The 13,734-nt window shown below is 30.9% G+C and carries 14 protein-coding genes; 5 read left to right on the top strand and 9 right to left on the bottom strand.

Features of this window, described 5'->3' with window-relative positions; all coding sequences use genetic code 11:
* The first annotated feature begins 22 nt into the window (after positions 1–22).
* On the top strand, positions 23–1,210 hold the full coding sequence (gene nhaA / locus AC0N0V_RS05400) for a Na+/H+ antiporter NhaA (RefSeq protein WP_474462573.1): 1,188 nt from the start codon (positions 23–25) through the stop codon (positions 1,208–1,210).
* Between the two features lie 314 nt (positions 1,211–1,524).
* Here the strand turns inward: nhaA and AC0N0V_RS05395 are convergent, their stop codons facing one another.
* The 3 genes from AC0N0V_RS05395 to AC0N0V_RS05385 all read right to left on the bottom strand — a co-directional run bounded on the left by AC0N0V_RS05395 (position 1,525) and on the right by AC0N0V_RS05385 (position 3,799).
* Complete coding sequence (locus tag AC0N0V_RS05395; protein WP_474462572.1) at positions 1,525–2,016, bottom strand: DUF6803 family protein; 492 nt, start codon at positions 2,014–2,016, stop codon at positions 1,525–1,527.
* Positions 2,017–2,252: 236 nt separating this feature from the next.
* Entirely contained in the window at positions 2,253–2,450 is a 198-nt protein-coding gene (locus tag AC0N0V_RS05390; RefSeq protein ID WP_474462571.1) for a small, acid-soluble spore protein, alpha/beta type, read from the bottom strand.
* A gap of 311 nt (positions 2,451–2,761) precedes the next feature.
* Positions 2,762–3,799, bottom strand: a complete 1,038-nt coding sequence (locus AC0N0V_RS05385) for a C40 family peptidase (protein ID WP_474462570.1) — start codon at positions 3,797–3,799, stop codon at positions 2,762–2,764.
* A gap of 345 nt (positions 3,800–4,144) precedes the next feature.
* Here AC0N0V_RS05385 and AC0N0V_RS05380 point away from each other — a divergent pair, with 345 nt between their 5' ends.
* Positions 4,145–5,938, top strand: a complete 1,794-nt coding sequence (locus tag AC0N0V_RS05380; protein ID WP_474462569.1) for an urease accessory protein UreH domain-containing protein — start codon at positions 4,145–4,147, stop codon at positions 5,936–5,938.
* A gap of 44 nt (positions 5,939–5,982) precedes the next feature.
* Here the strand turns inward: AC0N0V_RS05380 and AC0N0V_RS05375 are convergent, their stop codons facing one another.
* Positions 5,983–6,114: a hypothetical protein gene (locus AC0N0V_RS05375; RefSeq protein WP_474462568.1), complete on the bottom strand. Its 132-nt coding sequence runs from the start codon at positions 6,112–6,114 to the stop codon at positions 5,983–5,985.
* Positions 6,115–6,386: 272 nt separating this feature from the next.
* Here AC0N0V_RS05375 and AC0N0V_RS05370 point away from each other — a divergent pair, with 272 nt between their 5' ends.
* Together AC0N0V_RS05370 and AC0N0V_RS05365 are read left to right on the top strand one after the other, a co-directional pair.
* Positions 6,387–7,322 carry a M15 family metallopeptidase gene (locus AC0N0V_RS05370; RefSeq protein WP_474462567.1) on the top strand — a complete coding sequence of 312 codons (936 nt, stop codon included), beginning with the start codon at positions 6,387–6,389 and terminating at the stop codon, positions 7,320–7,322.
* A 274-nt stretch (positions 7,323–7,596) separates the two neighbouring features.
* Positions 7,597–8,712, top strand: a complete 1,116-nt coding sequence (locus AC0N0V_RS05365; RefSeq protein WP_474462566.1) for an amidase domain-containing protein — start codon at positions 7,597–7,599, stop codon at positions 8,710–8,712.
* A gap of 258 nt (positions 8,713–8,970) precedes the next feature.
* Here AC0N0V_RS05365 and AC0N0V_RS05360 read toward each other — a convergent pair whose 3' ends face one another.
* Positions 8,971–9,531 (bottom strand): phosphatase PAP2 family protein, encoded by a 561-nt coding sequence (locus AC0N0V_RS05360; RefSeq protein WP_474464453.1) that lies wholly within the window; start codon positions 9,529–9,531, stop codon positions 8,971–8,973.
* Positions 9,532–9,714: 183 nt separating this feature from the next.
* Between AC0N0V_RS05360 and AC0N0V_RS05355 the strand changes: the two genes are divergently transcribed.
* Positions 9,715–10,050: a YnfA family protein gene (locus AC0N0V_RS05355; protein ID WP_474462565.1), complete on the top strand. Its 336-nt coding sequence runs from the start codon at positions 9,715–9,717 to the stop codon at positions 10,048–10,050.
* A gap of 95 nt (positions 10,051–10,145) precedes the next feature.
* On the opposite strand, the gene AC0N0V_RS05350 is transcribed toward AC0N0V_RS05355, so the two are convergent.
* From AC0N0V_RS05350 to AC0N0V_RS05335, 4 genes are all read right to left on the bottom strand, one after another.
* Positions 10,146–10,526, bottom strand: coding sequence for a YkvA family protein (locus AC0N0V_RS05350; RefSeq protein WP_474462563.1), 381 nt, complete (start codon positions 10,524–10,526; stop codon positions 10,146–10,148).
* Between the two features lie 118 nt (positions 10,527–10,644).
* Positions 10,645–11,949: a hemolysin family protein gene (locus tag AC0N0V_RS05345; RefSeq protein ID WP_474462562.1), complete on the bottom strand. Its 1,305-nt coding sequence runs from the start codon at positions 11,947–11,949 to the stop codon at positions 10,645–10,647.
* A 169-nt stretch (positions 11,950–12,118) separates the two neighbouring features.
* A complete protein-coding gene (locus tag AC0N0V_RS05340; RefSeq protein WP_474462561.1) occupies positions 12,119–12,922 on the bottom strand; it encodes an ABC transporter ATP-binding protein in 804 nt (267 codons plus the stop codon).
* Positions 12,916–13,719: an ABC transporter ATP-binding protein gene (locus AC0N0V_RS05335; protein WP_474462560.1), complete on the bottom strand. Its 804-nt coding sequence runs from the start codon at positions 13,717–13,719 to the stop codon at positions 12,916–12,918. The genes AC0N0V_RS05340 and AC0N0V_RS05335 overlap by 7 nt, the downstream gene beginning before the upstream one ends.
* Positions 13,720–13,734 lie beyond the last annotated feature (15 nt).

Here is a 13,734-nt window from a genome sequence, read left to right as displayed (position 1 = left end):
AGTATAAAGGAGTAGTTAACTTATGAGAAAAATTGCACATAGAATTATCGCCCCATTTAGGGAATTTTTTAAACATGAGGCTACTAGCGGTGTTATACTGTTAGTTTGCGCAGCAGCTGCTATAATCATTGCTAACTCACCTCTAGCTTCAACTTATAATCATATACTTCACAGCTATGTAACCATAGGATATGATAGTTGCTCTTTATCTATGTCATTGCTTCATTGGATTAACGATGGATTAATGGCTGTATTTTTCTTTGTTATTGGCATGGAAATTAAACGAGAAATAGTGGTAGGAGAGCTTAAGAATATAAAAAGAACCATATTGCCCGTAGCCGCTGCTATTGGCGGAATGATTGCACCTGCAACAATCTATGTAATATTTAACTATAGCGAAATTACTATTACTGGTTGGGGTATTCCTATGGCTACTGATATTGCCTTTGCATTAGGTATACTTTCATTGGTGGGAAGAAAAAAAGCTCCTAAAGGATTAGCTGTCTTTCTTACTGCTCTGGCAATAGTAGATGATCTTGGAGCTATCTTAGTAATTGCAATATTCTATACTAATAAAATTTCTTGGATGGCTCTTTTAATCGCATTAACAGTACTAATAGTTCTTATAGTATTAAATAAACTTAAATTTGCCTCAATTCCTGTCTTCTTAATTTCAGGTATTATTTTATGGGTTGCTTTTTTGAAATCCGGCATACATTCAACATTTGCAGGGGTTTTGCTAGGTATGACTATACCCTGTGGAATCGATATTAAAACTTTTAAAGAATCGATGTTATATAAACTAGAGCATATGTTCGAACCTTGGTCTGCATTTTTGATAATGCCAATATTTGCACTTGCAAATTCAGGCGTAACACTCCAATTTGAGAGTTTTTCTAATTTACTCTTAAGTCCTATTAATCTTGGTATTTTTGTAGGTCTTTTTGTTGGAAAGCAACTAGGTATATTTGGCGTCTCATATTTACTAATACACTTAAAAATTTCAGTGCTACCATCAAAAGTAACACTAAGACACCTATATGGTGCCAGTGTACTTGGTGGAATTGGATTTACTATGTCCTTATTTATTGCATCTTTATCATTCCCAGAGGGAATTTTACTTTCCACTGCAAAGATTAGCATAATTTCAGCCTCAACAATCTCTGCAGCAATAGGATTTTTGATATTAAAATCAGCAAAAACTTCCTAGTATAATTTAAGCATCAAGTAACGTTAATATTTTAAACATAAAATAGGATCAAGACTTAACTCTAAGATAGTGACCTGTTTGAAAAGTAAGATCATAGTGTAGAGTTAGCTTTGAACGAGAGTTACAGAATCTTATACTAACGAATTTAAAGACTCTCAATTTTTTAAATATTTTCTGCAAGAAAACATTTAAAAAATTGAGAGTCTTTAAAAATGAGTTAGTATTAGATTATTTTCTTGAAAGGAGGGCTGGCGCAACACTGTGAGCCTAACCTTTAAACAACTCTCTAAACTTGCATTAAACTACATTTTTTACTACATCTTCATATCCATATTTGACATATTGCTTATAATCGAAGGATTTACCATACCAAATATCATTGCAATATGCGCAACAACAAGGAACCCTCCAACTAAAATAAAGTGAATTTTCATCTTTTCATTTGCAGTCTTATTCTTAAATATGATTCCAAGCTCCATCAAAGCTATTGGTAAAAGAAATAAAACACCACTTAAATAAAATCCAACTGCTACAACGTCTACCCAAGTATGCCACCCACCAGTTTTTGTGAGTGGAATAACTGCATTGAATAGTAAATAAATAAAAATTCCTGTAAAATAGAATCCATCAAAAATTCCTACAATTTTATTTAATGTTCTAAGTCCGCCTTTTTGAGTTTTGTTAAAAATAATAAAAAACTCTGTAATTGTTAGTGTTTCAGCCGCAATAACTGGTATCGCCATAAATATTATGAGATTCCACGGCTGATTTTCTGCTAATAAAGACATATAATGTGTCATATTCATAATTATTCCCCCTTAATCTTACTTGAAGAAATAATAACATTTTAATATGAAGATAATATGAAGATTATATGTTAAATTAAAAATATATAAAATTAATTTTCTATAATAAGACTTTTATTTATCTTGAATATAGTTGCTAATAATTCTATGATGTGTTTATTCAATACTAACTTGGGCGCAAAAAAACAAAAACTAGGTAGTAAATGACCTACCTAGCTTGCTTATTTAACTATGTTCTATTTTAAGCCTTGTTCATATGCCTCAATCATCTTTTTAACCATATTTCCACCTATTGATCCGGCTTCTCTAGCAGTAAGATCTCCATTGTAACCTTCTTTTAAATCAACTCCAACTTCTCTAGCAGATTCCATTTTGAATTGATTTAATCCTGCCTTTGCCTCTGGTACTAATACTCTATTGCTTCTGTTTGTCATAATCTTACTCCTCCTTTATTACTTATTTACTTGGTTATTTTTTTATTTGCTGTTTATCTTTTGTTGTAATAAAAGTATATGTAGTTTTAAGATTATTACACTATGAAATTATAAGAATAAAACCTAACTTTTACTATAAAATGATAAACAACTAAAAATTAATAACAAATGTAAAAAATCCTATAAAATATTAAAAGGCTTCCTCCACTACAAATGAAGAAAGCCTAAACATATATCATTTTTAATCAAATATAAAAACCCTCTTAATTCTCAACTACCTAGAGTTAACTTTTACATCTATGTATGTAAGTTTATTTAACCCTTCTTGCTCCTATATAATCTCCTCTATTAAGTGGTGAAACTTTAACTACATCGCCAGTTCTTGGGGAATGTATATATGCACCATTACCAACATAAATACCAACATGTGTCGGATTGCCTTTCGACCCAAAAAAGACTAAATCACCAGCTTGTAATTCACCTTGGGATACTGATACGCCATCGTTTATTTGATCGTACGTAGTTCTACCTATCGAAACTCCAAAATGCCCATATACATAACTAGTAAAACCAGAGCAATCGAATCCACTAGGAGTAGACCCTCCCCATACATAAGGTGTTCCTAAATAGTTTGAAGCATACGCTATCACGTTATTATTGCTCACTGAAGCCGCCCCTCTTGACAAATTAACCTTTGGTGCCGCTTTTCTTATATTATCAACTTGTTTTATAGCATTATTTATTACCGTTTGGTCAGCTGAGGCATATAATCTTTGTTGCTTTTTAGCTTGCACTACTAAGGTTTCTTGTTTCTTTTTATCCTCATTCAGATTAGATAATTTACTTTCATTATCTTTTTTCAAAGCTAGAAGCCTATTATTCTCTACAATAAGCTTGTCCTTTTTTTGTTTAATTTCACCTTGCTTTGTTTTGTATTTTTGTATAATATTTTTATCAAAACTAATAACTCTTTTAATAGCATCAACTCTTGAAATAAAATCTCCAAGGCCATCTGCTTCTAATACCATACCTACATACCCATTTGAACCATTTATGTACATAGCTCTCATTCTGCTATTAAATACACCCTGTTGCTTTTTTATGTCTTTTTCGGAGTTTTCTAATTCCTTCCCTACAGACTTTATATCATTCTCACTTTTTGCTATTTGCTTTTTATTATCATCCAACTTACGTATTACGTCCTCTATTTGGTTGTCCAATTTTTCTATGTTCATTTCTATATTATTAACTTGAGTTTGAGAACCATTTATAGGTTCTGCGAACACTACACTATTAACCGTCATCGCCAATGCCAGAGCAACTAAAAGACTTTTTACTGACCTACTCACTGTTACCACTCCCGTTCACCTACATATATATAATATAAGAATATCATTTATTACTATTATTGTAAAGTTTTATTTACCAATTCTATAATTTTTTATTGTCTCCAATCTTTTCAATTATCTCACTCTACTACACTATGCCTATATTTTTTAAATTGTAGTACTCATATGCTTTTATTACACATGTTAAAGCCTTATATATGGAAACATCACTACAAATCTTAGCTTATACTTAAACTATTCCAAATAAACAATTAGAAATTCAACCTTCTTCATAAGTTCTACATAATTATATTGTATAATTTAAGCAACTGTTAAACCTAGAATTTATATATATGAGGTGAACTAATGGGTGTTAAAAAGATTAAAATAAAGGTATATGATATGACCTGTACGTCTTGTGAAAAGACTATTGAAAGAAGGCTTGAAAGAGTAACTGGAGTGTTGAACTCAAAAGCAAACTATAGTGAGCAATTTGTAGATGTAGAATTTGATTCTGATTTGTGTACCTTAAATGAGTTGAAAAAATCTATAAATGATGCTGGATACTCTACTGAAAAAGCCGGAAGTTTTAATTTAGTAGGAATATTTGTAATAGCTGCTGCTGTTATCCTTATTGGAAATTCAACTGCTGGAATTGATATGAGCAGTATGTTAAATAATGCTACATACTTTGTTCTGTTTATAGTTGGTATTCTTACCTCAATTCACTGTGTGGGTATGTGCGGTGGAATAATGCTTTCTCAGAGTTTGTCAAATGAAAACAAAAATAAATTTGAATCGATAAAGCCCGCATTATTTTATAATTTAGGAAGAGTAGTCTCCTATACTATTTTAGGTGGTTTAGTCGGCGCCCTTGGTTCCGTACTGTCTCTTTCTCTTAAGACTCAATCAGCACTTCAAATTTTTGCTGGAGTTTTTATGATTATTATGGGTCTTAATATGACTGGTTTTTCCCTATTTAGAAAGCTTCAAATAAGGCTTCCTTGGTCATTTTGCAAAGTTAAGAATAAGCCTAAAGCTCCTTTTGTAGTTGGCCTTTTAAATGGTCTTATGCCTTGTGGCCCTCTACAAACCATGCAACTTTATGCTCTTGGCACTGGTAGTGCAGCGAGCGGCGCTTTATCAATGTTTATATTTGCTATTGGAACAGTACCTCTTATGTTAACCTTTGGAGCAATATCAGGACTACTTAGCAAAGGATACACAAAGAAAATTTTAAAATTTAGTGGAGTTCTTGTTGTAGTTCTTGGGATTATCATGGGAAGAAGAGGCTTAGCACTTGCTGGAGTAAACTTACCTACAATTGGTTCGCTTATGCCTCAAAAAGCTTTAGGAACATCTGGTGCAAATGTAGCTAAGGCTACTCTAGAAAATGGAGTTCAAGTTATAAATATGACTGCTGATGGAAGTGGCTATACACCTAATGCATTTTATGTTCAAAAAAATATTCCGGTAAAATGGATAATAAATGGCAAACAAATTACTTCTTGTAATAATGAAGTTGTTATCCCTTCCTTGAATATAAGAAAAAAGTTAAAAAGTGGAGAAAATATAATAGAATTTACACCTAATGACAAGGATATAAATTTTAGTTGTTGGATGGGAATGATAAGAGGAGTTATTAAGGTAACAGATAATTTAGATTCTGTGGATACTTCTAAGTCTGATCCATCGCTACCAGCAGCTGGTAGTGCTGGGTGCTGTGGCGGAGGAGCTGTGCCAGGATCAGATACAACTCAACAGAACAGTATTTATGGGGATTTAAGTAAAGTTCCTACAGATTTAATAGTTAATAAGGCTCTAGTCGTTGGTAAAAACCAAAGCGCTACAATTAAAGGAGTTGGATATGAATTTAAGCCTCTTATTATAGTAGCTGATAAAAATCTTAAAACTAAGTTAACATTTGATTTAGCTTCCTTTGATAATGCAGAAGGAAAATTTGATTTAGTATCCGCTGACACTGGTGATGTACTAACATCCTTTGAAGGTAAAAAAGGAGTTGTAAATCTAGAAGTTACTTTCGATAAACTTGGAGGCTACGGAATTGTCAAAGACGAACGTATTCTTGGAGTCATTGAGGTTGTAGACGATATAAAAACAGCTGATTTTGAAAAAATAAGACAAAAATATATAGAATAAGTAAGTTATCCTCCAGCGATTAGGCAATCTCTGGAGGACTTAATTCATTCAACAAAGCGTCCATGTTTTGGTACTGCTATCTTATCGAAATCACAAATCAATAGCTCTAGGTGTTCTGCCAGCTTTCTTCCTTTCATTGGTAAACCATGACTTACTATAGCTAAGTCTGGAACCAAATTTGCGATACGTTTTACAGACTCCTTTGCAGCCTTTCAATATGAAGAATTTCAGTTATCATTTGTGAATACCTCCAATAATTGGTTTGTACAAAATTCATCTTCAATCTTTTACTAATTATTATGTTTAGAACTTAAGTATCTTATCCAATAAAAGTTTATAATTTTAGTACATACATTGCTGGTCTATTGGTAAGTATAAGAAGTGAAAATTATATGATAAAGGCCTAATCTATAAACTTTATAAATCCATTGAAAGGATAAGATCGATTATGAGAAAACTTATTATTTATATACTACTAATTTTCTTATTTAGTAACGGAAATTACTCTGCAAAAGCTTCAACCATAGATTTAGATAATACATATAGTAGTACTGATGAATACGATGTAACGATGAAACAAGATTTATTATCTTTAATGATGGCTTATCCTGAACATATTACAGGTATAAAACATGAAGATAATGGCCGTGTTTATTTAATAATGAAATCAGGCAAAAAAATTCTTTATGATGATAAAAAAACAAAAACTTTTGAACAAAAGCTTACCAATCCAGATCTTCAAGATATGCTAGAACAAATTTATCCGCTCTCTCCAGTTTCACGATTAATGGATAAAAACTTTGATCCTGGTCGCTTAAGAAATTATGAACTGTTAACTGAGGTTTATGGTACTTCTCAAAGTCAAGTAGAATCTAATCTCACAACAGTTAATTTAGGATATAAAAACTTTCAATTTAATAATAATAATATGGCAGCTAAATCACTACAAACTTCTATGAAAGAGCTAATTCCCCTTTCGCATAAAAGACATGATATTGCTTCTTGTCTATTTCCTTGCAGTGGTACCTTTAACTATAGAGTTATTGCTGGTACAAATAGACTTAGCCCACATGCTTTTGGAATAGCAATTGATTTTGCTAGGGACAAAAGAGATTACTGGAAATGGGCTACTCCAGAAGAAGGAGAAAAAAGATTGTTATCTTATCCTAGAGAATTTGTGGAGATACTTGAAAAAAATAATTTTGTTTGGGGTGGCAAATGGGAACATTTTGATATCCTTCATTTTGAATACAGACCAGAAATTATTATAAAAGCTAGGTATTTTGCAAATAACCACAATAATAAAAACTCATGGTATGTAGGTGTCCCTGAAAATGATTCCTTGGCAAGAAATTTCATACAAATAATTAACGAAGTATTATAATAACTAATTATTATATTTTTTAAATTAGAATCTTAAAAACTTAGCCCGTGCTTTCTAAAGCACGGGATTTTTTAAACAACTTAAACTTAACTGTACAAATAAACTTTTTGGTACACAATAGGTGCTTGGATAAAATTGATAGTTCTGTTTTATAGCTATTGGGGAATAATAAACACATAAAAATAGTGCTATCCATCTTCTACTTATAGAAGATGAGGAGCTTTAGCATAAAAAGTTAGATAAACATTATTTCGCTAGTAAAGGAGTATTTGGTATGAGCTTATCTAAAGGAAAAAAGGCCAAGAAAATTATACTAAAACTGGTAGCACTAACTCTTTTGTCTTTATCCCTACAAACATACTTTCCACGTAAAGTATTAGGTGAAGACTTTAGTTCTAAAGAGGAAGTTAGTAGCGCCATACAACAAATGTTTGATAACAGAAATAAAGCACTTTTAACTGGAGATTTAGAATTAATAGAATCTATCTATGATACGAATACTAGATATGGAACTTGGGCATATGAGTATGAGAAGAAGAAGATGGATTATATTCGTAATTGGGCCGAGAAACAAGGGGTAAAGTTTATCGATATTATACCTAAAGTAGTAATTAAAAACCTTAAGGGTAGTGGGAATAATTATTCCGCTTATCTATTATGTTCAGCAGAATATAAATATATATATGAAAATCAGCCTGAAGTGATAAATACTTCTAGAATAGGAACCCACCATATACTTAACCTGAAAACTAATGATGGTACATTGGTAATTACAAAAGAATGGTATAAGGACCCATTCGGAGACTCTTTGAATTTAGAAAACCTAAAAGCTGATTCTATAAAACAACATATATTATCTCAGAGCTCAAGAGACTTATCTACTATTCATAAAAGAAGATTAGGTGCTGTTGAATATGCTAAACAATATTGTGGATCAGCCAGTGAAGAACACTACGGTTTTAAATACAATAAAAAATATAAAGATTTCAATCCACAAGGTGGGGATTGTGCAAACTTCGCATCTCAAATTCTTTTTGAAGGAGCAAAATTCAAAAAAAATTCTGCTTGGAATTACGATGGTGGTAAAGGGTCTAGATCTTGGGTAAATGCGGATGGATTTAAAAACTATATGATTGGTAGTGGCAGAGCTTCAGTTATTGCATATGGTAGCTACGAAAAAGTATATAAGGCATCTTATAATCTTTTGCCTGGAGATTTCGTAGCCTATGAAAAGAAAGGTGATATAACTCATATTTCAGTTGTAACTGGTGCTGATTCAAAAGGTTATTCCTTGGTTAGCTGCCATAATACAGATAGACATTTAGTTCCATGGGATCTTGGATGGAGTGACAAAAGCATAAAATTTTGGCTAGTGCGTGTGCATTATTAATTAAGTTTACACAAACCTTCGTGGGCGTATATGTAGTATTCTTTCAGCTTTCACTCTGAGAACAGCCTCTAACGATGGCTAAATTTTAAAAAGGTCAATTTTTTCAATGCTCTCTTCGAGAGCTAAAAAACTGAATCTTTTTAAAATCTCCATCATAAGAGTTCACAAGCTCTTGTCCAAAGCTGACTTTCACGCTACATATACGCCCACAAAAGTTAAAACACACTTTACCTAATTATTAACTCAATTCTTTTTTCGCTATCCACTTTCTACCTCTGAAATAGTAACTCTATTATTTTTGCTAGAAGAATAAAATTTTAACACTACTTTAGCACAAATCATTCCTTGAATAATTCCTGCTAAAACATCAAATGGATAATGAACAAATAAATACACCCTTGAAAAAGCTATTAATGAAGCTAATATAAAAATAGGAGTTTTACATCTTTTAAACTGACTACCTAATACCCCTACTACTGCAAAGGCAGTTGATGTATGCCCTGACGGAAAAGAATAAGATGCAGGCTTAGATACCAACAAATTAACAATCGGCATATCCACAAAAGGTCTTGGTCTTTGAAATAAGTTTTTCAATATACCTTCCCCAATAATAGTGTTTAATAATAATGCTAAAGTGCACATTATGCCAATTTTTCTATATTTCTTTGTCATTATAAGTACTAATGATATTATAATCCAAACTATTCCACCATTACCTAAGTATGTTACAACAGGCATTATTTTATCGAGTATAGGATTTTGAAAATTATCATGAATGAATTTTAGTAAAGTTACATCTATATTTTTCAAGATTTCCAACATATCTATTTACAACTCCTTATTAGATTTATTTACACAAGAGACTACAATCTCACAATCAATTTCTCTTCTCAGAATAATTTTATAACTTTCTTTCAAATATATCTATAGATATAATTGTTATTATGTGATAATTTACTAGCATATGTACAAATTACTATTTATTGAAAGGAAGTAATAACATTGGAAATAGTTAGATCACTATTTTATTTTATACTAGCTGGACTATTTGAGATAGGTGGAGGTTATTTAGTATGGCTTTGGATAAGGGATGGTAAAAGCTTTTGGTATGGACTAGCTGGCGCTGTAAGTTTGATTATCTATGGAGTTATACCGACTCTACAACCCCCTAACTCCAATTTCGGAAGAGTTTATGCTGCTTATGGTGGTATCTTTATAGTTCTTTCTATTTTGTGGGGATGGAAAGTGGACAACATTATTCCTGATAGATTTGATTTAATTGGAGGTTTTATCGCGCTTATCGGAGTTTTGATAATTATGTACTCTCCTAGAGGATAAAAATCATTAAATACATGTTCTAGAATTAGACTCTATTTCGTTTATTTATACTAAAACATAGAAATTTGCTTGACTGCTTTATTGGTCAAGCAAATTTATCTTATAAACTTCAACCATTTTAACACTATGTAAATAATCCAAATCCAAAATACAACAATAACGATACCTGCATACTTTCCAAGACTTTTAATATTCTTGAAATTCTCTTCTTTTTGCCTGCATTCTTCAATTATTTCCTTTGGCGTTAACCTCAAAGATAATAAAATTGCTGCAGGTACAATAATAAGATCATCAATATACCCTAATATTGGTATGAAATCTGGTATTAAATCAATCGGACTGAGTGCGTACACAACAGTAATTAAATTAATTACTTTCACGTAGTTTGGTGTTTTGGGATGCCTAAAAACCAAATATAATAAATATATATGTTTCTTTAGTTCTTTGGATTTTATTTTTAGTTGTTTTAAGTTCATTTATTATACCTCCAATTCCACATCAATTTTCAATTTAGCTTTTCTTTCATAATAAAAATAGTGCAGGATTCTAAGTCATAAAAATCCTACACTGATATTTTGTTCCAAAACTTAATATTTATTGGTTATTTTCACTACCACACTTTTTAATCATCAATTTAATTATTCTATTTTTATCACACTTATTAACTATAAATTCAAATCCTTCATGTTTAATTTTTTGATTAACTTGCGGCGGTAATCCTAAACTTGAGTATACCCATCCACCTATAGTATCAATATTTTCCTCTTCTATTGAGATGTCTAATAGTTCATTAATTTCTTCTATAAGCACCTTGCCATCTACAATGTAACTTCCATCCTTTAATAGTTGAATTGGTTCTACACCTTCATCAAATTCATCTTGAATTTCACCAACAATTTCTTCTAGTATATCTTCAATAGTCACTAATCCTGCAGTTCCTCCGTATTCATCTATAATTATTGCCATATACTCTTTCTCTTTTTTAAATATTTTAAACAGTTTACTTATTGATGTCGATTCAGGTACAGAAATAATATTACGTATAATTCTATCTATGCTTTCATTATTTCCTTCAATTTTAGATTTATATAAATCTTTTATGTGTACATAACCAATTATATTATCTTTACTATTCTCGCATATTGGATACCTTGTAAATTGCTCGTCTAATGTTATTTTAATTATTTCTTCAAACGAATCTTCTTTGTAAATACACACCATATCTGTTCTAGGTATCATTATTTCCCTAACAGTTTTCTCTGAAAAATCAAAGATATTATCTACAAATGTTAGCTCAGTCTTATCTATTAAACCATGTTTGTAGCTCTCCTCCACAAGCAACTTAATCTCTTCATCAGTATGAGCTACATCATGATCATCTACAATATTATATCCAAATAGTTTTAAAATAGCGTTAGTACTGTGGTTGAAAGCCCACATTATTGGATAAGTTACTTTATAAAACAATATTAATATTGGAGATGTATATATAGCTATCTTTTCAGAACTTATAATGGCTAAAGACTTAGGTACTAACTCACCAAGTACAATATGAAAAGTTGTTATTATTGTAAATGCTATTATAAATGATATAGAATGCATAGCTACATCTGGTAGCTTAAATAATCTGAATAAAGGTTCAAGCATATTAGCTATTGCAGGTTCTCCAACCCACCCTAATCCTAAGGATGCCAAAGTAATACCTAACTGACAAGCAGATAAATATGAATTTAAATCATTTACCACTTTTTTTGTATATTTAGCTTTTGTATTTCCTTCTGCTACCAATGTTTCTATTCTTGATTTTCTGACCTTTACTACTGCAAATTCTGCTGCCACAAAAAATCCATTCATGAATACAAGAAATAATACTAAAAGAATATTTAAAAAAATTATCAAACTGAAATAACTCCCCTCTTTGTTTACAATACTACATTTATTATGTTTCGCATCTAAAATTTAATTCTAGTTATAAAATAACTTTAGTATACCATAATTACAACAAAATAAATATTATTTTGTCTATATTATTTAATTGTTCACATTAAACTAAAAAACAGCTATTTTATTACATAGCTGTTCTTTGATTAGGATTATTTATAGGAACTGAAGATATTAACTTTTTAGTATATGGATGTTTTACTTTGTATCCTTTATTTTCGTTATCTATAATTTCTACAATTTCTCCCTTATACATAACCATTATCCTAGAGCATAGATACTTAACTGCACTTATATCATGAGATATAAACAACACTCCCATATCACCTTCCCTATTCAGTTCTTTAATAATATTTAAAATAGCTGCCTGAGCACAAACGTCTAAACTAGATATTATTTCATCACAGATTAAGAACTTTGGATTAAGAAGAAGTGCTCTACATATGTTTATTCTCTGCCTCTCTCCTCCACTTAGATCTAACGGATATTTACTTAAAACTTCTTTACTTAAATGTACGAAAGTAAGCATCTCTTCAACCTTTTTCAACCTTTCTTCTTTAGGTATCTTGAAATGATTATTTAACGGTTCCATTAAAGAATCTATTATCTTCATATTCGGGTTAAGTGAAGTCATAGTATCCTGAAAAATAACTTGGCAATTTCTTCTAAACTCCTTAAGCTCCTCTCTTTTAAAGCTCCATAAATCTCTCCCTTGAAATTTTATAGTTCCTTCAGTAGGTTTCTCTAACCTCATAATTTGTCTAGATAGAGTACTTTTTCCGCAGCCACTTTCTCCAACTAATCCAACTATCTCTTTCTTATTTATATTAAAACAAACATTATCCACAGCTTTTATACTATTATTATGTGATTTCATCAAAGATAACTTAGTTCTATACATTTTAGTCAGTCCCTTTACCTCTACTAACATACTTCCAATACCTCTCTATCAAAAGTTGCTTTAATTAAGGAATAGGTATAACTGTGTTTTGGATTATTAAAAATCTCAAATACATTACCTTGTTCCACAATATAACCATCCTTCATAACTAAAACTTCGTCTGCTGTTTCTGCTACTACTCCAAAGTCGTGAGTTATCATTATAATAGTTGTGTTAAGCTTGTTTTGTATCGATTTAAATTGTTTTAAGATTTCCTTCTGAGTGGTTACATCTAATGCAGTAGTTGGTTCATCTGCTATAATGATATCAGGCTCCATAAATATCGCTACTGATATCATCATTCTTTGAAGCATACCTCCGCTTAATTGAAAAGGATATTGATTTAGAATCACTTCAGGATTCTCTAAATTTATATTTTCCATAATCCCACAAAGCTTATTCTTGAAGTCTTTTTTACTTATTTTAATATTACTAGAAACTAAGTCATAAATTTGTGTTTCTATAGTCAAAGAAGGGTTAAAACAATTTATTGGATTCTGAAATATAGAAAATATTTTTTTACCTCTAATTTTTCTCATTTGTTTATCTGAAGCTTCAACTAGATTTTCTCCTCCAAATACTATAGTTCCCTCTTGAACTACTCCACTCCTTGGAAGCATTTTTATTATTGACATAGCCGTGATGCTTTTTCCACTGCCGCTTTGTCCTACAATGCAGGTTATACTTCCCTTTTTTATATCAAAGCTTATTCCTTTTATTATCTCTTTTATTTCCTTTCTAACATTAAATATAATCTTTAAGTTTCGTACTTCTAGAATATTCTCCATATAACTCACCCCAAA

The organism is Clostridium sp. CS1-1 (assembly GCF_056135525.1).
This window is presented reverse-complemented; position numbering and strand designations above follow the sequence as displayed.